Origin of the sequence: Parabacteroides sp. AF14-59, from assembly GCF_003479515.1 — a bacterium.
Classification (GTDB): Bacteria; Bacteroidota; Bacteroidia; order Bacteroidales; family Tannerellaceae; genus Parabacteroides; species Parabacteroides faecis.
This window is the reverse complement of the sequence record NZ_QUHH01000006.1, coordinates 144605-164410: the sequence shown is the minus strand read 5'-3', so window position 1 is coordinate 164410 and position 19806 is coordinate 144605. Positions and strand designations below refer to the sequence as shown.

The window sequence follows — 19806 nt, the reverse complement described above, 5'->3', positions numbered from 1 at the left end:
AAATAGCCATTGCCAGATAATAAAGAAAGCTGTTAATTTGTCATGTTTTTGATGAACTTTATTTTATAATTAATTAAACGAATTTATTATGAGCAAAAAATTACTGTATCTACTTACACTGATTTGTTCTATCTGTTTATTTACAGCATGTAGCGATGACGATGATGAGAAGAAAGAAGAAGAAGTAGATAATAGCTGGGAACAGGTAGTCGGCGATTACAACGGAGAAAAGCTGACATTCTCATACGGTGAAACGACTCTGACAGGAAAAGAAGTGAAATTTTCAGCAACAAACGGAACAAACGGCAGTCTTTTACTAAAGAATGTAATCCCGGGTGAAAACGAAACGACAATCTCTGATATAGCTGTTACCAAAGGCGAATTCTCCGGGACAGCGACTACAACCAATGCAAACGTCGAATATACCGGCTCTGTAAAAGATGAGGTTATGACGTTGAAACTGACTGTGGTTATGAATGATCCGAATGGATGGGCAAAAAAGTATAATCTGGCTGATTATACCACAGGAGAACTTGAATATAACGGACATACAAATCCTAGTGCCGTTCTATCCGGTGCAGGTTATGTAAACTATGTCTGCGTGACTTCTTCCTCCGATTACGGTACTTCCTACGGAGCCATGTTCAGAGGATTGTTCGGCGTATTACTTCCACAGGTATTAAATTCTGTTACTTTAGGTGCAGACGGAACAATCACTGCCGAATATGTAAAAGGGAAAGGGGTTCAATTCGAAACGAACTGGATTTTCCAGTCTCCTGAAAAAGAAATAGCAGAAGCACTTTTCCCTACTTCCGGTTGGGAAGAAGCTCCTAAACACCTGGCCTACTGGTATCATAAAGATGGCAAATTCTATACAAAGCTTGATCTAGGAAACATCATCGGACAAGTAATGGGAAGCAACGCAGAAGGCATGTCTGCCATCATCAACTCTGTATTAACAAGCGAACCCGCTCAATTAAAACAGATATTGGCTGGTTTACTTGGTGTTAGCGAGATTCCGGTGAGTGATGAAACCATTGCTTTATTACAGAATTGGACTATTAACGGGATTCCTATGAATGTAAAAACAGCGAATGGTCATACTTATATTTATCTCGATAAAGCAACATTAACCCCAATCATGAAAATGCGTAGCGGATCTTCTGATTTGCAGAACCTATGGAATATGCTGAGTGCAGCAGGCGTCATTCCGGCAGAAGCCGCTATGGCAGGTATGTTGTTAACTGCGATCAGCAGCAATTGGGATGCTACGGAGACGTTCGATCTAGGTCTTGATCTACAGTAAAAGAACTTATTCTTATCTAAATAAAACAAAAGGATGTGGCGCATACCACATCCTTTTGTTTTATTACCTCAATCTTTCTATACGACTTCCAGATAACTCCTCCCATTCCCTGCCCGATTCACGCGGATCTGTACCGGAATACGCTCCGTCATTTCCTGCACATGTGAAATCACTCCGATTTTACGACCCTGGGTACGCAGGCTTTCCAATGCATCCATAGCAATACGTAACGTATCGGCATCCAAAGATCCGAAACCTTCATCGATAAAGAGACTTTCTACCTTCATCCGGTTTGAAGATAAAGAAGATAACCCCAATGCCAGCGCCAGCGAAACCAGAAATGACTCCCCGCCTGACAAACTATGTACCGTACGTATTTCATCGCACATATCACGGTCGATCACCTGCAAGGCCAACGTTTCGGGTACCCTCTCCAAACGATACCGACGGCTCAGGTCACGTAACTGGACATTGGCATAATTAAGCAAGACATCCAGTGTATAACCCTGCGCAATACGGCGGAACTTGGCTCCATCCGCAGAACCCGCCAGGTCATTCAGTTTCGCCCAACGTTCACTCTGTACACGGCATGCCTCCAGTTCTTTTTGCTGACTGGCTATTTTTTGTTTGTTCTCTGCATTGGAGCGGAGACGGAAAGCATACTCATTTTTATCTTGGGTGACACGAGCCAATAAAGCATCCAGGGACTCCCCTCCGTGTTTCTCATTCCAGGATTCGGACCAGTCGGACAACGCTTTCTGACGAAGCAACAAATCCTCCGATGCTTTTTCCAGATCACGGGCGATCTGGTCGGAAATACCTTTCAACTGATCGGCAATGCCCGATTGTTCAGTCTGGACGGTTTGCAGACGTTTCAAACGTTCTTTTAATTCTTCTTTACGAAGGTTATACTCCTGTTCAACCTGATCGGCAGGTTTACCGGACAAGAGTTTTGAACGTTCCGCCTGTAGTGCGGACAACTCCGTTCGGTTTTTCTCATGCCGTAAGGTAGCCTCCTCCGTCTCCCTGATCAATGAAGGAAGAAAAGAAGCATACGATTCGCACTCGGCTTTCTGAGCGCTTTGCTCCCGTTGCAGTTGCTGTAACTTCTCCGTATTTTCATGCCACCCGCGAGCAAACGCCGTTAATGTTTCCCGGAAAGAATCCGGGTCCTGTAACCATGCTTTCTGCCATTCATCATTCCCGAAAAGCCGGTTTGCGGCAGAGAGGGATTTATTGAGTGTTTCCTTGCTCTCCGCACAGATGGACTCTTCGCGGGTGATCTGGGTTTCAGCCAGTTTCTGTCGTCCCAGAATATCCGTACGGGATTGTTCGGCCTCGGTCAGTTCCTTATGAAGTTGCAAAAGCTGCTGACGTAATTGATTCAACTGCTTTTCACCTGCTCCATAAGCCGCTTTACGAGCCGTCAACTGCTGAAGTTGCAAAGTCAAGGCAGCGATCAACTTCGGCATTTCAGATACGGCAGCATGTGTCACAGCAGGATGATGCAGGCTTCCGCATACCGGACAGGGACTACCTTCCTGCAGTTTTTTCCGCAACTCCATGATATCGCCGCTGGCCGTTTGCCGTGCCTGTTCGACCAACAGATTTTCGCGCTCCACACGAACCGACTCTATCTGTTTATCGAGGGTCTCCATATCCTGCGATTTCAGTTCTTGTTCCTGTTTGCCGATAGCTTCCTCCGTTTTCCGGAGAGCTACCTGCTTATTTCCGGCTGTCTTCTGAACTGTCTCCAACTGGACAACCAGGCGAGAAGCCGTTTGTTTAATGCTCTCTATCGTCTTTGTCGATTTCTCAATGGTTTGCCGTGCGCCGGAAGCTGTATCCAGATGCAGTAATAAAGCAGAAAGTTGTTCCGCGATACTCTCTTTACGCTCATATCGTTTCCGCCAGTCGGTCAAACGGTTGATCTCTGCCATGCTATGCTCCTGTCTGGTCCGGGCGGCTTTCAATTTATCCTCGCCTTCCTTTTTCCGTTGAAGCGCATCCCGAAGACGAGTCTCCGTATCTTTGACGGAACGGATAGCTTCATCTAACCGGACATCCAACCTGCGAGCCTGTTGCAACTCCTGCAGCAAAGCTTTGAAGTCAGCATCCGAACGCTGTTCATCCTGAATACCTTGTTCATATTCTTTACGGGCAGTATTCAGAAGTTCCGTTGCCCGGAGCAGTTTACCGGCAGCCTCCTTTTGTTGTACCTGACGGGTAGCGATCTGTTGCCCGGTGGCTTTAACCCCTTCCTGTAACGCCTGTTGTTCTGCTTTCGACTTCTCCAAATCCGACAAGGCTGCTTCTGATTCTGTCAGGCGTGTTTGCAACTCCTGTTCCGCTTCTTCCGTCAGCAACTCGATGCCCTGGATACGGGCTTGTATCTTATCATAAGCCTCTTTGGCGACAGCATTCTTTTCAAAGATCAGACGGGAGACCGAAGAATAAAGTTCGGTACCAGTCAACTTTTCGAGCAATGAAGCCTTTTCCCCCTGTTCCGCTTTCAGGAAAGTAGAAAAATCATTCTGTGCCAACAGGACAGAGCGGGTAAACTGTTCAAACGTCAAACCGATCAGTTCAACCACACGCGATTGTAATTCCGAGCGGGTCCCCTGCTCCTCCTTTTCCTGATCTATATTATATAAGGCAACACGGGGACTTTGCAAACGTCCGTTCTCTTTGTCACGGGCACGTCCAACCGACCAGCGCGAACGGTAACGATGTCCGTTCAACGCCAGGAAATCGACTTCGGCATAACCGGAAGCCGTCCCTCTCCGCAACAAAAAGCGGGGGTCGCTTTGCGGAAGTACTTCCTCATTCACATCCCGTAGTTTCACATTGTTCTCTTTTGCCTGATCCGTACGCGGCGTACGGGCAAACAAAGCGAGGCACATGGCATCCAATATGGTAGATTTTCCAGCTCCCGTCGGTCCCGAGATAGCAAAGATCCCGGCAGACAACAAAGGTTCGACAGTAAAATCGACTTCAAATTCTCCTTCCAGCGAGGCCAGGTTACGGCCTCTTATCGCTAATACTTTCATAGAGAGACCTCCCGCATTACATCGTTGAACAATGATTCGATATCCTCCGGCAACTCCCCGCCATATTTACTGGTAAAAGCATGTCTCAGCATATCCAGCGGGGCAATCCGTTGCAGGTCGCCGTAAGACAACGGACGGACCGTATCTTCCCCCTCCCGTTTCGGGTAAGAAGGAACGATAGAAGTCAGACGAACCGCCTTACCGGCAAGCGTCTCCTCTACCCTATGACGAAATCCCGGGTCGGGTTCGGTCAGTAACACCCGTACTTCGACGTATGGCCAACGACTCGGATTATCGGAATCTTCCTCTCCGGCAACAGGCAATTCTGCCAGCCGGGCAATTACTTCTTCCGGGGATGCGGGATGTTCCGGAATCCGGTGCAAGTCGACAAGCAAGGGCACAGGCACCGGTTCGACCGTCGACAAACATCCGTTATCGATTGTAACGGCAACAACCTGATGACGATAATTTGTCTCCGAAAAAGACATCGGTAACGGACTACCGGAATAACGCAGGTTCTCCCGGCCACCTATACGCTGTGCCTTATGAATATGTCCGAGAGCAGTATAAGCCAATCCCTCGTCGAATGTATCGGAAGATACAGACTCCAACCCTCCCATAATGATACGTTCACTCCGGTCGTCTTCCGACAGTTCGGCTCCGGTTGCATGCAGGTGCCCCATAGCGACCAAGGCTTCGCCCGGTTGCCGCTTTCCATCGGCATAATCATACAGTTGCCGGTACATACGGTTTATACCGGCAATATAGGTATCGTGTGTTTCTTCCGAAGCCGGATAATCACCCTGCCGGAGATAAGGGACAGCCAGGCACCAGGCTTCACGCTTCTTTTCCTTATTATACAAAGGTATCAGCAGGGAGTCAAAATCAATCTCTCCGGTTTCCGTGCGCCGGATAATTCCGGCGATAGAAGTATTCAACTCTTCCAGCAAAGGGACAGGAGATTCTAACCGGGCCGCCGAATCATGGTTTCCGGCAACAACCACAATTTGCAGGTGCGGATTTCGCCGGTTCGCCTCTTTCAGGAAATGAAAGAAACGCCGCTGGGCCGCGGCAGACGGATTAGCGACATCGAATACATCTCCGGCAATCAACAGTACATCAGTCTGATGCTGCGCCAAGATATCGACCAGCCAGTTCAGAAAAGCATCGTGTTCCTCCTCCCGGTCGTAACCGAAAAAGGTCTGCCCGAGATGCCAGTCGGCAGTATGTATGATCTTTAAAGACATCGTTTGTTTATCTTATTTTCATCAAATGAGTATTCAAAGATAAAAGATAATTCACATATATCCGGCCTGCCGGACACAGAATATGCAAACAGAATTCATTACATCGCATCGCTTATTGATTATTAATAAAATAGAACAACAGAAAAATCCCTTACTGTTTTAAAAGATTCATTATAAGCGAAAGCTAACTTAAAAAGCCCTATCTTTGTAGCTTCAACAAATAACACTGGTATGGATTGGTTGCAGGAAGCTTTTTTTGAGCCGACGATGTTGCAGGCTGTTATAGTGATCTCACTGGTTTCGGCGGTGGGGTTATTTCTGGGAAGACAGAAGATATTCGGTATCTCACTGGGTATCACCTTTGTTTTCTTCGCCGGGATTTTGGCCGGACATTTCGGGATTGTAGTCAATAAGGATATGCTGAACTTTGCACAGAGCTTCGGTCTGATCTTGTTTGTCTATTCCCTCGGATTGCAGGTCGGTCCGGGTTTTTTCTCGTCTCTGAAAAAAGGCGGTGTCGCCATGAACATGATGGGGCTGGGCGTGGTACTGCTCGGATTGATACTGACACTTGTCCTGCACTGGACTACAGGCGTTTCGCTTCCCAACATGGTCGGATTACTCTGTGGAGCAGTCACCAACACACCCGCACTGGGAGCCGCACAACAAGCCCTGTTACAAGTAAACCCTGCAGACAGCAAGGAAGTGACAGACATGGCACTGGCTTGTGCCGTGGCTTATCCGTTAGGAGTCGTTGGCGTTATAATGGCGATCATCCTGTTAAGAAAAGTGTTCGCCAACAAGAACCTGCCGGACGATAAGGAGAAACACAACACGAAACCCAATATCACAGAATTCCATATCAGCAACCCTGCTATCTACGATAAAAGTATCAAGGATATCATGAAGCTGACAGAGAAACATTTTGTTATCTCCCGTGTATGGCATAACGGAAAAGTCAGTATTCCCACTTCCGACACTATACTTCGTGAAGACGACCATTTGCTTATCATCTCCCATAAATCGGACGTAGAAACGATCAAAGTTCTTTTTGGGGAACAGGAGAACGTCGACTGGAACAAGGAAGATATCGACTGGAATGCAATCGACTCGCAACTGATTTCCCGCCGTATCGTCGTCACCCGTAACCGCGTGAACGGGGTAAAACTCGGATCACTCCGCCTGCGTAACCTGTATGGAATCAATATTACCCGCGTAAACCGTGCCGGTATCGACCTGGTTGCAGACTCTGCCCTTCATTTACAGATAGGCGACCGCCTGACGATCGTCGGAGAAAAAAATGCGATAAACAATGTCGGTAAAATCCTCGGTGATGAGATCAAACGCCTGGATAATCCGAATCTGTTAGCCGTATTTATCGGTATCTCGCTGGGAGTCCTGTTAGGTTCTTTGCCAATTATGCTGCCGGGTATGAATACACCGATCAAACTGGGTATTGCCGGTGGTCCGATCATTGTCGGCATCCTGATGGGAGCCTTCGGTCCGCGTTTTCATCTGACCACCTATACGACGATGAGTGCCAATCTGATGCTGCGTCAGCTAGGTATCGTTATCTATCTGGCAGGATTGGGTATAGACTCGGGTGCCCACTTCTTTGAGACGGTATTCCGGGCAGAGGGGCTGCTTTGGGTAGGTCTGGGGTTCCTGCTGACAATCGTACCTGTTCTGATAGTCGGTTTCATCGCTTCCCAGTTCCTCAAACTCGATTATGCCCATAACGTAGGAATGCTCTGCGGCAGTATGGCAAATCCGATGGCACTAACCTATGCCAATACAACGGTCGAAGGCGATGAGCCTTCGGTGGCCTATGCGACTGTCTATCCCCTTTCCATGTTCATCCGGGTGATATCGGCTCAATTGATCATTATGCTATTTATGTAAAGCTTATACCAAACAGGTCCGGATCAACAATACCGATAGCAGAAGAGTAAAGATGAAGACATTCCGCGCCGTATGTCCCAATGTTTTGTTGAGCTCACGCCCTTCAAAACGGTAGAGTTCACGCCAGGTCGCATAGAAAAGGGCGAAAAAGGCAGCGAACAGAAACAAGATCCACCACGGGGCATCAAACAAAAGCGGCATTGCGAGTATAAGGGCGACCGCCCCGTTCAACAGATAGAATATCCGACCGAAGCCACGTCCAAACAAGACGATCGTAGTCCGTTTCCGGGCTGCCTTATCCTGTGCATAGTCACGGTAATTATTCACAATCAGAATATTTGTGGATAGTAATCCGACCGATAATGATAAAAGGAACGATAACAAAGAGAACGACAATGCCTGCACGTAATAAGTGAAGCACACCGGAATAACCCCGTAAAATAAGACCACACAAACATCTCCCAGCCCGTTATACGCCAAAGGAAAAGGTCCGGCAGAATAGGCTAACACGCAAATAGCGATAGCAATCCCGACAGGGATCAGTTCCCAACCGGCATAAAATAAAAGCATACAGCCGCATAGGCAAGACAACCCCAATGTTATAAAGGTAGCCTTCAGCATCGCCTTCGGAGTGATCCATCCCTGGGCAACCGCACGTTCAGGTCCCAGACGATCTTCCTTATCCGCTCCCTTTTTAAAATCGAAGTAATCGTTTGCAAAATTACTGGCAATCTGTGCCAACAAAGCAACACCAAAACATAAAAAAGCCGGTACTAACCGGAATACTCCCTCACACCAGGCTAAAACACAAGCCAATAACACCGGACTTAACGATGCAGGCAGTGTTTTCGGACGTGCCGCTTCCACCCATGATTTCAAAAGGCTCTTCTTCTCTTTCATCTTCTCTCGTTCATATTAACAGGCAAAAGTATAAACAAAAACTACAATGATTTGTTATTTTATTAAGAATTCGTATATCTTTGCAGCATGAAAAATTTTCTGTTCATACTGACTCTGCTTTTCGGCATCTTGCTTTTCTCTCCACAAGAGGAGAATGAAAGCAACGATATTGCTGTGTCTAAAAAAGAAGCAGTCATGAAAGAAAAAAGTTCTGCCGATGTACAATACTATCTTACTGTATTGAGCACAGACCTCAAAGAAAGCAAAGGTCTGACTGCACGCAGAACCGTTCAGTTGACAAATAATACATTTCATTTACGCACGCTGAAAATAGCAGAGAAAGTGCTTCAGGATATTCGCCTGAAAGAAATGAATGCACAACGAAAAGTGTTGGAAAATGTATCGGAATGTCAAACCGTAAATCTGTCTACCCTATTTTGCCGTATGGCACAACATGTGTTCGCCTTACGGAAACTCATTATTTAATTTTTAAAGGATAATTACGTACTTATGTGTAGTGACTATCACTATACGTGTCATTTTACGGACCCATTGATCCGTAAAATCATCGTACACCCGTTCATTTCAGGATGTACAAATCATAAATAGTATTTATTCATTTAAAAATTAAAACATTATGTCTACTAAAAAATCAAATAAAAGCCGTATTTATCTGTCAGTTATTATCACAATCATCGGTTGCGTATTAGCTTGTAGTTCCATCATTCCTAATGACTATCTGAAGTTATTAGTAGTAATGTTTGCTTTAGGGTATGGTTTATTCGGTATAATGAAGGGTCTGAGCAACTCTGGTTCTACTGAAGAAGCTGCCATTGAAGAAAAAAAGTGAAGATAGTTGAACAAAAGTAACCTTTAAAAAGTTTATAAAATGAAGATAAATAAAGATTTGGTAGACGCTGTCATGATGGTATCGTTTATCATATTGGTTTTGATCGGTACAACCGATTTTGAAAATATAATTGCGAAAGATGTAACAATGGGAGCATTAGGGCTACTGACAGTCGGTATGGTCATACTTCGTGGCATACAATTGAGACAGGCTGCCAAAGAGCCAAAGGAAGAATACGAATATTAAATCACTAATACGAATATTCCTAACAACCCTAACTAAATGTCTAGTTGCTTCCTGCTGTTACTCCGAAGTGATTCCGGGGTTATCCAAGGTACGTTTTTCTGCCTAAAAAATAACTTGCTGTTTACTTGGTTACGATAATCATTGATTATTGGGCAACAGGAAGCCGGACATTGTAATAAAAGATTCGTAAATTTGCAGCCATGATAACAAGCGTTACATTATTAATTCTTTCATTGTTTGCTCTCTATATCGGAGCAGGCTGGTTGGTAAAAGGGAGTACGGAATTAGCGCTGAAAGCCAGAATATCCAATCTGGTGATCGGACTTACGATCGTTGCATTCGGGACCAGTGCTCCGGAATTGGTAGTCAGTCTGAATGCCTCCTTGTCCGGACAGGGAGATATAGCTGTCGGAAATATTATCGGTTCCAACATTTTCAATATAGCCGTCATTCTCGGTATTTCCGCCGCCATCCATCCCTTACAAGCCAAACGCCAACTCACACGTCTGGACATTCCCATCCTGATCGTTGCAACTGTTGTTTTCACCCTCCTCTTTTGGAACGGGACTCTCAACAGACTGGAAGGTTGCCTGTTTTTAGCCGGTATCATTATCTATACAGTATTCAGCCTGTATTACTCACGAAAACACGAAAAGAAAATAGAGGAACAAACCGGAGAACTGGAAAAACAACCTGAACCCTGGTATAAAGACGTCCTGTATATTGGAGGCGGATTGGTTATCCTGATATTTGCTTCCAACCTACTCGTCGATAATGCCGTTTCAATCGCTCAGGAGTTAGGTGTCAGCGAAGCTGTGATCGGACTGACAATTGTCGCTGCGGGCACAAGCTTGCCGGAACTGGCCACATCGGTCGTCTCGGCACTCAAGAAGAACCCGGATATTGCGATCGGAAATATCGTAGGTTCCAACTTATTCAATATCCTGGCGATCGCAGGTACCAGTTCGGTAGTCAATCCCATTGTAGCGAAAAACGTGAATTATGTCGATTTGCTGGTCATGCTGGGATTATCCCTACTTCTGCTTCCACTGGCAAAAAGCGGACAAAAAATATCCCGAACCGAAGGATGGGCACTGATAGTAATGTATTTATGTTACCTGGCCTGGTTGCTCAGGGATCTGATCTGATAATGTAAAAGCAGGACTCTTTGAAGGTCTTGCTTTTTTTATACCTTTGTAACTTTCATACATATTATTTTAAACGATCAGCATGAGAAAGTTTTTTACCCTGACGATTTTATTACTTGCTGTTTTCTGTGGGAAAGCACAAAACATTCAGTTACATTATGATTTTGGAGGAGCCCTCTATGACAAAGACCTGGACGGACGTCCGGCATTGACCTCCACGGTGGAAATGTTCAAACCGGATAAATGGGGAAGTACTTACTTCTTCGTGGATATGGATTATAAAAGCAGCGGAGTAGCTTCAGCTTACTGGGAGATTGCCCGCGAACTGAGTTTCTGGAAACCGCCTTTCTCTGTCCATTTAGAGTATAATGGCGGTTTGATGAAAGGAGCCTCCTATAATAACGCCTATCTGGGTGGTGCGACTTATACTTATAACAGCAAGGATTTCAGCAGGGGAATCACCTTCACTGCTATGTACAAATATATCCAGAAACATAAAACACCCAACAACTTCCAGTTGACAACAACCTGGTATCTTCATTTTGCGAAGAACGGATTGTGCACTTTCAGCGGCTTTGCCGATTGGTGGCGGGAAAAGAACGATCACGGAAACTTCATCTTCCTGTCTGAGCCTCAGATATGGGTAAACCTCAACAAGATAAAAGGGATAGATGATAAATTTAAGTTGAGTGTTGGTAGCGAAGTCGAGTTAAGTCATAATTTCGGAGGACGGGACGGCTTCTATACCATTCCCACACTCGCTGTAAAATGGACATTCGATTAAATAAAGTTGTATGATACAAAAACTATTAGGGTTTGATAAACAGACCATGACAATCCGAACGGAAGTCATTGCCGGCATTACTACATTCCTTACAATGAGTTATATCCTGGCTGTCAATCCGTCTATCCTCGGTACAACCGGCATGGATAAAGGTGCGGTTTTCACAGCTACGGCATTAGCCTCCGCCATAGCGACGCTTCTCCTTGCTTTCATGGCAAAACTACCGTTCGCACAAGCTCCGAGCATGGCATTGAACGCTTTTTTTGCATTCACTTTGGTTCAGGGGATGGGATATACCTGGCAGACAGCCATGACAGCCATGTTTGTAGAGGGCGTGATATTTATCCTTATTACCTTTCTTAATATCCGGGAGCTTATACTCAATAGTATCCCCATGAATCTGCGTTATGCTATATCATCGGGGATCGGTATATTCATCGCTTTCATAGGATTGAAAAATGCAGGGATCATCGAGTCAAACCCGGCAACCTTCGTGATGTTCGGGGCTTTTACACCATCTTCTGTCCTGGCGATGGTCGGTATATTATTAAGTGGCATACTGATTGTCAAGAAGGTAAAAGGGGCCTTGTTCTACAGTATCCTGATCTGTACCCTGATCGGCATACCACTCGGGGTGACGGAAATACCGGAGGGGTTCCTTCCTGTTTCCATGCCTCATTCGATGGAGCCTACCTTCTGCAAATTCGATTTTTCCGAGTTCTTCACGTTGGATATGGCAGTCGTGATCTTTACTCTATTGTTCATGAATATATTCGATACGGTAGGGACATTGGTCGGTTTGGCTTCCAAGACCGGGATCATGGGAGAAGACGGACATATCCCGCATGTGAAAGAGGCGATGATGTCTGATGCGATAGGTACTACTATCGGGGCGATGATGGGTAGCTCCACCATTACAACGTATGTGGAAAGTGCCTCAGGGATCGCAGAAGGCGGCCGGTCCGGTTTCACATCCCTGGTAACAGGTTTACTGTTTATCCTGGCGTTGTTTTTTGCACCGTTGTTCCTGCTTATTCCCAGTGCGGCAACAAGCGGGGCTTTAGTCCTTGTCGGCGTCTTCATGATGGATTCGATCTCCAAGATAGATATGGAAGATATGTCGGAAGCGCTTCCGGCTTTCATTACCATTATAATGATGGTTCTTACCTACTCCATCGCCGACGGAATGGTGTTAGGATTGCTTTGCTACGTGCTGATAAAATTATTCTGCGGTAAGCACAAGGATATCAGTATTACGATGTATATACTGGCTGTCCTGTTCTTATTGAAATTCATCTTTGCATAAGAGAATATTTTCCAGATATAAAAAAGGGGATAATCTGCGTAAGATCATCCCCTTTTCTACTTTTATATATCAGTGTTACCAGATCACTACCCGTTCAGCCGGCATCATATACATCGGATCGCCTTCTTTAATATCGAATGCAGAATAGAAAGTATCGATATTACGTAAAGCTGCATTTACACGCCATTTCCCCAAAGAATGCGGGTCGATCTTAGTCAGGCGCAGAATCTCTTCCGGACGGATATTCTGCCCCCAGAGGGTTGCATATCCCAGATAGAAACGTTGTTCGTTTGTAAACCCGTCGATCGGAGCCGGAGTTTCTTTTCCTTTCAATGAATTCAGATAAGCCAGATGCGAAACTAGCAGACCACCCTGATCGGCGATGTTTTCGCCCAAAGTATAACGTCCATTGGCATGAACACTGTCTACGACGATGATATTGTCGTATTGTTGTACCAAACGGTCGGCACGTTCTGTAAACCGTACAGCATCTTCCGGAGTCCACCAGTCGGTCAGGTTACCGTCTTTATCGTAGTTACGTCCCTGGTCGTCAAATCCATGTGTCATTTCATGACCGATCACCACACCGATAGCTCCATAATTGACAGCATCGTCGGCTTCCGGATTGAAGAAAGGAGGTTGCAGGATAGCGGCAGGGAAACAGATTTCATTTGTTGTCGGATTATAATAAGCATTCACTGTCTGCGGAGTCATTCCCCAGCGAGCTTTGTCGACCGGCTTTCCAGCCTGTTGCAACATATAATCCATTTCAAAGATATTTGAACGGCATACATTTGCCCAGTAAGAATCGTCTTTGATCTCCAGAGCCGTATAATCACGCCATTTATCCGGATAACCGATCTTTACGACAAAAGCAGACAGTTTTTCCTGTGCTTTCACCTTCGTCTCATCGCTCATCCATTCAAGACCGGCAATACGTTCCGACAAAGCTTTCTGTAAATTACCTACCAATTCCAACATCTTCTCCTTGGAAGAAGCCGGGAAGTATTTAGTAACATACATTTGGCCTACAGCCTCACCCAAAGCATCATTCACTGTTGACAAAGAGCGTTTCCAACGAGGCTTCTGCTCCTGTTTTCCAGACATTATTTTTCCATAAAAATCAAATTCGGCAGATACAAAATCATCGCTCAGGTAGGCTGCTCCCGCATTCAGCAAGTTAAATGCCAGATAATATTTCTGTTCGTCGATGGATACATTTTTCATAAATTCACCCAATGCGTCATAGAACGGAAGTTGTTTGGCATCCAGATATTCTATTTCCATCAAACCCATGCTCTCGAAATAGACATCCCAGTCCAAAGGATTGTTCCTGGCTTTAAATTCTTCCAGTTTGATCTTATTATAATTCTTCTGTGTATCGCGGAGATCCTCACGGCTAAAAGAAATTTCAGCAATGCCGGTTTCTATTTTCATCACAGCATTTACTGCTGCATCTGCCTGTTCCGGAGATGCTCCGGTCAAAGTAAACAGTTGTTTGATGAATTGCTTATAAGCATCACGGACCTTCACCGTTGCCTCATCGTCAAGCAGGTAATAATCGCGGTCGCCCATGCCTAAACCGGCTTGATACATTTGAACGATATTCATCGAACTGTTCTTTTCATCGGCATCGACAAACAAAGCAAAGAAAGGAGCCATTCCCTCTTTATGCAGAACTGCGACCATTTTAGCAACATCCGCTTTTGTTCCCAGGCGTTGGATAGCTTCCAGCTGTTCTTTGACAGGGGCCATTCCGTCCTTATTCAACTTGATACTGTCAAGACCCATTGCATACAACATACCGATTTTCTGGGCAACACTTCCGGCTTCCTGCGGAGTTGTTCCTAATTCATTGATAAGAGTACGTAATTGTTCCTGATTATTTTCATTCAGCTGGTCGAATGTTCCAAAGCGTGAATACTCCGGTTTAAGAGGATTGTTCTTTATCCATCCTCCACAGGCATACTCATAAAAATCAGTACCGGGAGCTACTGTTGTGTCCAGATTTGCCAGATTGATAGCGTCCACTTTTGCAGTTTCCTTCACAGGTGATTTACTGCACCCCGTCATTGCCATCATACCGGCAGCAACCAACGGAATTACTATTAACTTCTTCATTTTTGTTCAACGTTTACTTGAATTATGCCGCAAAGGTACATAAATTCAGATAAATAGAACCGATTTTAGCCTAATATGACCGATTATTATACCTCTGATCTTTCTTTTTTTACCTACTTTTACCATCGGAAAATATTTATAAACTTAATTTTTATCATGAATCACCTTATGAAGACCGTAACATTTCTAATGTTCATGTTAATTTGCGTACTGTCCGGATGCAAAAACCAATCCGGTGGTAACAGCTCCTTTGAAATCGGAGACAAAACATTCCTGCTGGATGGAAAGCCGTTCGTTATAAAGGCTGCCGAAATTCATTACACCCGAATCCCCGTAGAATATTGGGAACATCGCATACAGATGTGCAAAGCTCTGGGCATGAACACCATCTGTATTTATGCTTTCTGGAATATCCATGAACAGAAACCCGGAGAGTTTGATTTCAGCGGACAAAACGATATTGCGGCATTCTGCCGCCTGGCACAGAAACAGGGTATGTATATCATGCTCCGTCCCGGCCCGTACGTTTGTTCTGAATGGGAAATGGGGGGACTGCCCTGGTGGTTACTTAAAAAAGAAGACATACAACTGCGTACCAACGATCCTTATTTTATCGAACGTACACGTATCTATATGAATGAGATCGGAAAACAACTGGCCGATATGCAGATCACACGAGGCGGTAATATTATTATGGTACAGGTCGAGAACGAATACGGCTCATACGCAACGGATAAGTCTTATATAGCCAAGAACCGCGATATTCTGCGTGAGGCCGGGTTCACAGATGTGCCACTATTCCAATGTGACTGGAGTTCCAACTTCCTGAACAATGCACTCGACGATCTGGTCTGGACCGTCAACTTCGGCACAGGAGCCAATATCGAGGAACAATTCAAAAAACTGAAGGAAGTCCGCCCGAACACACCGTTAATGTGCAGTGAATTCTGGAGCGGCTGGTTCGACCACTGGGGAAGAAAACATGAGACACGCGATGCGGAAACAATGATCGCCGGTCTGAAAGATATGCTGGACCGCAATATCTCTTTTTCCTTATATATGACGCACGGAGGTACGACATTCGGACATTGGGGAGGTGCGAACAGCCCTGCCTACTCGGCCATGTGCAGCTCGTATGATTACGATGCTCCGATCAGTGAGGCCGGCTGGGCCACTCCCAAATATTACAAGTTACGCGAATTTATGGCAAATTATATGGAACCGGGAAAAGTACAGTCCGATATTCCGGAAGCATTCCCGGTTATTGAAATCCCGGAATTCGAACTAAAAGAAACGGCTTTAGTTTTTGATAATTTACCGGAACCCAAAACCAGCCACGACATCAAACCGATGGAACAATTCGACCAAGGTTGGGGCAGCATCCTGTACCGTACGACCTTACCGGCCGTCAAAGCAGGCACGACCTTATTGATAGACGAGGTACACGACTGGGCACAGGTTTTCATAAACGGCAAATTGATCGGTCGTCTGGACCGCCGTCGCGGAGAATTCACGATCAAATTACCGGCTACCACTGCCGGAGCTCAATTGGACATCCTTATCGAAGCAATGGGACGTGTTAATTTCGACAAAGCGATCCATGACCGGAAAGGTATCACAAACAAAGTGGCACTTATCACCGAGTCTTCTACGGATGAATTAAAAGATTGGCAGATTTACAATTTGCCTGTGGATTATTCATTTGCAGAAAATAAAAAATATGTACCCGGAACAAAGGTAGACGGTCCTGCTTATTACCGTGCCACTTTCAATATCGAATCTCCCGGCGACGTATTCCTGGACATGCAGACATGGGGAAAAGGAATGGTATGGGTTAACGGAAAGGCCATGGGACGTTTTTGGAAAATAGGTCCCCAGCAAACTTTATTCATGCCGGGATGCTGGCTTAAAAAGGGGAAAAATGAAATTATCGTCCTCGACCTGAAAGGACCTGAAAAAGCGACTATTAAAGGTTTGAAAACTCCGATTCTCGATATGTTACGCCCGGAATCGCCACTTACCAACCGTAAAGAAGGAGAAGTTCTGAACCTGAAAAACGAAAAACCTGTCGGACAAGGATCTTTAAAAGCCGGTAACGGCTGGCAGGAAGTAAAATTCGATGCACCTGTTCAGGCACGTCACTTCTGCCTGGAAGCAATGAACGCACAAGACGGAAAAGATAATGCCGCTCTTGCCGAATTTTATTTGCTGGATGAAAACGGTAAACCGCTCTCCCGCCAGCATTGGAAAATTGCTTATGCGGATAGCGAAGAGACATCCGGCGGAAATTTTACAGCAGATAAGATATTCGATTTACAAGAGTCAACTTACTGGAGCACAGCCAGAGGAGCAAAATATCCTCACCAAGTGGTTATCGATCTGCGTGAAAACGTAACAATATCCGGATTCCGTTACCTACCCCGTGCAGAAGAGGGTTATCCCGGAATGATCAAAGATTATAAAGCGTACGCGAAAATGACCCCGTTCAGTTATTAAAACGGCTCGTTGTTTTTCAGTTGACAGATGACAGTTGACAAGTGACAGTTTAGCTTCGCGCTCTATAAATCGGCTGAAAGCCGAAATAACTGTCAACTGTCACTTGTCAACTGTCAACTATCTTTGTCCAAGTATTCTTTCTTAAACATGCTGAAGCAAAGTATAAAGACAGAGATCAGGAGCGGTCCGAATATAATCCCCATAAAACCAAACAAAGACAGTCCGATTATTACGCCGAAAATGGTAATCAACGGATGAGTATCCGCCATTTTCTTCTGAAGGACGAAACGTATCAGATTGTCTACATTCGTTATAACGATCAACGCATAGGCTACCAATCCCAGACTATTCACCCAGTCTCCGGTCAAAGCCATATAAACGACAAGCGGCAACCAGACCAAAGCCGTTCCAACCACCGGTATAATAGTCGCAAAACAGGTTAGAAAACCGAACAGGAACGGACTCGGTGCATTAAATATCCAATACCCGACCATCGCAATAGCACCTTGAATAATAGCCAGCAAAGGAATACCGATCGCATTGGAAGTTACGATCATGTTGATCTCTTTCAATACTTCGCGTTTATTTTCTTTACTGAAAGGAAGGATATCATAAATATATGTCTCCATCTTACTTCCTCCGATCAGCATAAAGTAAAGAATAAGGACAAGAACAGCAATGTTCACGGCAAAGCCGCTGATCCCTCCCATCAAAGCCTGGCCGATTTTAGGCAACACCGATACGATGGATGCTATATTATCCTTTTCCAGCAAGTCATAACCTGTTTTCTGCCGGATCAGATCAGCGATATGTTCAAAAGAACTGACCAGTTCGGAAGGATTCAGGTTTATATTCTGTAACTTATTGACAAATAGCCAGACAGCCAGGGATAACGGAATAAGAAAGCATAAAATAGTCTCCAGCAATAACAGGATAGCTACCAGGCTACGATTCAGACGTTTCTTTTCCGTCAGGTATTGCAATTGTTTTCTCAATAAAATATAGATGGTGAATGCCCCTAATATACCTCCCAGGAACGGAGTAAATTCAATAAAAAGTATGATTCCCATCACCACGATAATAGTAATCAGGGAATATTTCCAGTACGATTCTTTCAAGCTCATATTTGTTTACAATATAATATTCGACATCCTATTTAAATTCATAACTTCCGGTCATTTTATATAAAACAAATTATTTACCGGAGTTGTTAAGGTTATCATAACAAAATATCAAAATGACAATTTAAGTATTTCATTACTTGAATATAAGACCCGGGAACATGCACAGGCAATTTTATACGATTCTCCAGATATTGGATTTTATCAAATTGAATCACCCTAGAAGAATAAAGACTTCTTTTTAATAGAGACATTCAATATATGACAGCTATTTATTCTTAAATATCACTTTTCACAAGATACACAAAAGATTATTTCAGTCAACTCCAGGACATCTTCTGTAGAAAAAACATGCCAAAAAACATAAAATAAGAGACAATAAAATAGACAAAACCATCAGGAATAAAGCATATTTAACACTTTTTTCTGCTTAATCGAGCCCCCATTTCATTTAAAATGAAAAAAAATTCGTTTAAAACGAGATGGATTTTTATTTAAACTAAATTCAATTGGACGAAAAAATCGGGAATCAGAAAGGCATATGTTAAATAATGTATTAACAACTTCTCTAAAACTGTTATTCCGAACAATATACACGTAAGTGATTTTGAGAATATAAAATCCATTTGACACAAATAAGCGATATTATATATCCATTCGTAACCACTAACCCAAACATCATTCTTGATGTATGAAACAATACATAACAAACCACCAGCAATAAAAACCATCCAAATTTTCCACAAGTATAAAAGAAATTAGTGTATCTTCGTTGTTATATATAAAGAACTATTAAAATATACTCATATGAAAAGAATTAACAACTCAGTCCTGCGAAGCGCATTTGCTATGATTCTGGGGTTTGTATTGGTTTTATGGCCGGAAGCAGCTATTACCTATCTGGTTATTGCGATCGGTATCTGTTTTATTATACCGGGAATATTTTCTCTACTGAACTACTTCACAAGGGAAAAAGTGGAGGGTGAACCCTCTCCTATGTTCCCCATCGACGGAGCCGGAAGTATTTTATTCGGGGCATGGCTCGTGGTTATGCCGGAATTTTTTGTCAATATATTAATGTATATTCTGGGAGCATTACTGGTCATTGCCGGAATTCAGCAAATAGCCATGCTGGTATCCGCCCGCAAATGGAGTATAGTACCGTTAGGCTTCTATATCATGCCGGCATTGATCTTATTGACAGGTATCATGATCATCGCCTATCCGTTCGGAGCTGCGGCTAACACTTTCGTTATCTTTGGCGTAGCCAGTATCTTCTATGGAGTCATAGAATTAATCAACTGGTACAAATTCCGCCAAAGATAGAAG

The 19806-nt window shown here is 44.3% G+C and carries 15 protein-coding genes; 10 read left to right on the top strand and 5 right to left on the bottom strand.

Translation table 11 applies throughout. From position 1 onward, the window contains the following. Window positions 1-88 precede the first annotated feature (88 nt). The gene (locus DWW23_RS09180) at window positions 89-1306 is read left to right on the top strand and encodes a DUF4925 domain-containing protein (protein WP_122352986.1); all 1218 of its coding nucleotides are present in this window, start codon (window positions 89-91) and stop codon (window positions 1304-1306) included. 77 nt (window positions 1307-1383) lie between these two features. On the opposite strand, the gene DWW23_RS09175 is transcribed toward DWW23_RS09180, so the two are convergent. Together DWW23_RS09175 and DWW23_RS09170 are read right to left on the bottom strand one after the other, a co-directional pair. Further along, window positions 1384-4356, bottom strand: coding sequence for an AAA family ATPase (locus DWW23_RS09175; RefSeq protein WP_122352985.1), 2973 nt, complete (start codon window positions 4354-4356; stop codon window positions 1384-1386). Further along, the gene (locus DWW23_RS09170) at window positions 4353-5603 is read right to left on the bottom strand and encodes an exonuclease SbcCD subunit D (protein WP_122352984.1); all 1251 of its coding nucleotides are present in this window, start codon (window positions 5601-5603) and stop codon (window positions 4353-4355) included. The genes DWW23_RS09175 and DWW23_RS09170 overlap by 4 nt, the downstream gene beginning before the upstream one ends. A 231-nt stretch (window positions 5604-5834) precedes the next feature. Between DWW23_RS09170 and DWW23_RS09165 the strand changes: the two genes are divergently transcribed. Beyond that, on the top strand, window positions 5835-7505 hold the full coding sequence (locus tag DWW23_RS09165) for a putative transporter (RefSeq protein WP_122352983.1): 1671 nt from the start codon (window positions 5835-5837) through the stop codon (window positions 7503-7505). A gap of 3 nt (window positions 7506-7508) precedes the next feature. Here DWW23_RS09165 and DWW23_RS09160 read toward each other — a convergent pair whose 3' ends face one another. Then, window positions 7509-8405 (bottom strand): 1,4-dihydroxy-2-naphthoate polyprenyltransferase, encoded by an 897-nt coding sequence (locus tag DWW23_RS09160; RefSeq protein WP_122352982.1) that lies wholly within the window; start codon window positions 8403-8405, stop codon window positions 7509-7511. Window positions 8406-8492: 87 nt separating this feature from the next. Between DWW23_RS09160 and DWW23_RS09155 the strand changes: the two genes are divergently transcribed. The 6 genes from DWW23_RS09155 (at window position 8493) to DWW23_RS09130 (ending at window position 12739) form a co-directional block, all read left to right on the top strand. Beyond that, a complete protein-coding gene (locus DWW23_RS09155; RefSeq protein WP_122352981.1) occupies window positions 8493-8891 on the top strand; it encodes a hypothetical protein in 399 nt (132 codons plus the stop codon). Between the two features lie 151 nt (window positions 8892-9042). Then, window positions 9043-9255, top strand: a complete 213-nt coding sequence (locus DWW23_RS09150; RefSeq protein ID WP_122352980.1) for a hypothetical protein — start codon at window positions 9043-9045, stop codon at window positions 9253-9255. Between the two features lie 39 nt (window positions 9256-9294). Further along, complete coding sequence (locus tag DWW23_RS09145; protein ID WP_122352979.1) at window positions 9295-9501, top strand: hypothetical protein; 207 nt, start codon at window positions 9295-9297, stop codon at window positions 9499-9501. Window positions 9502-9701: 200 nt separating this feature from the next. Further along, a complete protein-coding gene (locus DWW23_RS09140) occupies window positions 9702-10649 on the top strand; it encodes a calcium/sodium antiporter (protein ID WP_122352978.1) in 948 nt (315 codons plus the stop codon). Window positions 10650-10731: 82 nt separating this feature from the next. After that, window positions 10732-11433 (top strand): DUF5020 family protein, encoded by a 702-nt coding sequence (locus DWW23_RS09135; RefSeq protein ID WP_122352977.1) that lies wholly within the window; start codon window positions 10732-10734, stop codon window positions 11431-11433. Between the two features lie 10 nt (window positions 11434-11443). Further along, window positions 11444-12739 carry an NCS2 family permease gene (locus DWW23_RS09130; RefSeq protein ID WP_122352976.1) on the top strand — a complete coding sequence of 432 codons (1296 nt, stop codon included), beginning with the start codon at window positions 11444-11446 and terminating at the stop codon, window positions 12737-12739. Window positions 12740-12814: 75 nt separating this feature from the next. Here DWW23_RS09130 and DWW23_RS09125 read toward each other — a convergent pair whose 3' ends face one another. After that, window positions 12815-14860, bottom strand: a complete 2046-nt coding sequence (locus DWW23_RS09125) for a M13 family metallopeptidase (protein ID WP_122352975.1) — start codon at window positions 14858-14860, stop codon at window positions 12815-12817. Window positions 14861-15016: 156 nt separating this feature from the next. Here DWW23_RS09125 and DWW23_RS09120 point away from each other — a divergent pair, with 156 nt between their 5' ends. Then, window positions 15017-17356, top strand: coding sequence for a beta-galactosidase (locus DWW23_RS09120; RefSeq protein ID WP_122353107.1), 2340 nt, complete (start codon window positions 15017-15019; stop codon window positions 17354-17356). 113 nt (window positions 17357-17469) lie between these two features. On the opposite strand, the gene DWW23_RS09115 is transcribed toward DWW23_RS09120, so the two are convergent. Further along, window positions 17470-18480 (bottom strand): AI-2E family transporter, encoded by a 1011-nt coding sequence (locus DWW23_RS09115; RefSeq protein ID WP_122352974.1) that lies wholly within the window; start codon window positions 18478-18480, stop codon window positions 17470-17472. Between the two features lie 804 nt (window positions 18481-19284). On the opposite strand from DWW23_RS09115, the gene DWW23_RS09110 reads away from it, so the two are divergent. After that, window positions 19285-19803 carry an HdeD family acid-resistance protein gene (locus tag DWW23_RS09110; protein WP_122352973.1) on the top strand — a complete coding sequence of 173 codons (519 nt, stop codon included), beginning with the start codon at window positions 19285-19287 and terminating at the stop codon, window positions 19801-19803. Window positions 19804-19806: the final 3 nt, after the last annotated feature.

Coding starts and splice junctions, on each gene's coding strand:
- DWW23_RS09180 (WP_122352986.1), top strand. CDS start 89: ATGAGCAAAAAATTACTGTATCTACTTACACTGATTTGTTCTATCTGT.
- DWW23_RS09175 (WP_122352985.1), bottom strand. CDS start 4,356: ATGAAAGTATTAGCGATAAGAGGCCGTAACCTGGCCTCGCTGGAAGGA.
- DWW23_RS09170 (WP_122352984.1), bottom strand. CDS start 5,603: ATGTCTTTAAAGATCATACATACTGCCGACTGGCATCTCGGGCAGACC.
- DWW23_RS09165 (WP_122352983.1), top strand. CDS start 5,835: ATGGATTGGTTGCAGGAAGCTTTTTTTGAGCCGACGATGTTGCAGGCT.
- DWW23_RS09160 (WP_122352982.1), bottom strand. CDS start 8,405: ATGAAAGAGAAGAAGAGCCTTTTGAAATCATGGGTGGAAGCGGCACGT.
- DWW23_RS09155 (WP_122352981.1), top strand. CDS start 8,493: ATGAAAAATTTTCTGTTCATACTGACTCTGCTTTTCGGCATCTTGCTT.
- DWW23_RS09150 (WP_122352980.1), top strand. CDS start 9,043: ATGTCTACTAAAAAATCAAATAAAAGCCGTATTTATCTGTCAGTTATT.
- DWW23_RS09145 (WP_122352979.1), top strand. CDS start 9,295: ATGAAGATAAATAAAGATTTGGTAGACGCTGTCATGATGGTATCGTTT.
- DWW23_RS09140 (WP_122352978.1), top strand. CDS start 9,702: ATGATAACAAGCGTTACATTATTAATTCTTTCATTGTTTGCTCTCTAT.
- DWW23_RS09135 (WP_122352977.1), top strand. CDS start 10,732: ATGAGAAAGTTTTTTACCCTGACGATTTTATTACTTGCTGTTTTCTGT.
- DWW23_RS09130 (WP_122352976.1), top strand. CDS start 11,444: ATGATACAAAAACTATTAGGGTTTGATAAACAGACCATGACAATCCGA.
- DWW23_RS09125 (WP_122352975.1), bottom strand. CDS start 14,860: ATGAAGAAGTTAATAGTAATTCCGTTGGTTGCTGCCGGTATGATGGCA.
- DWW23_RS09120 (WP_122353107.1), top strand. CDS start 15,017: ATGAATCACCTTATGAAGACCGTAACATTTCTAATGTTCATGTTAATT.
- DWW23_RS09115 (WP_122352974.1), bottom strand. CDS start 18,480: ATGAGCTTGAAAGAATCGTACTGGAAATATTCCCTGATTACTATTATC.
- DWW23_RS09110 (WP_122352973.1), top strand. CDS start 19,285: ATGAAAAGAATTAACAACTCAGTCCTGCGAAGCGCATTTGCTATGATT.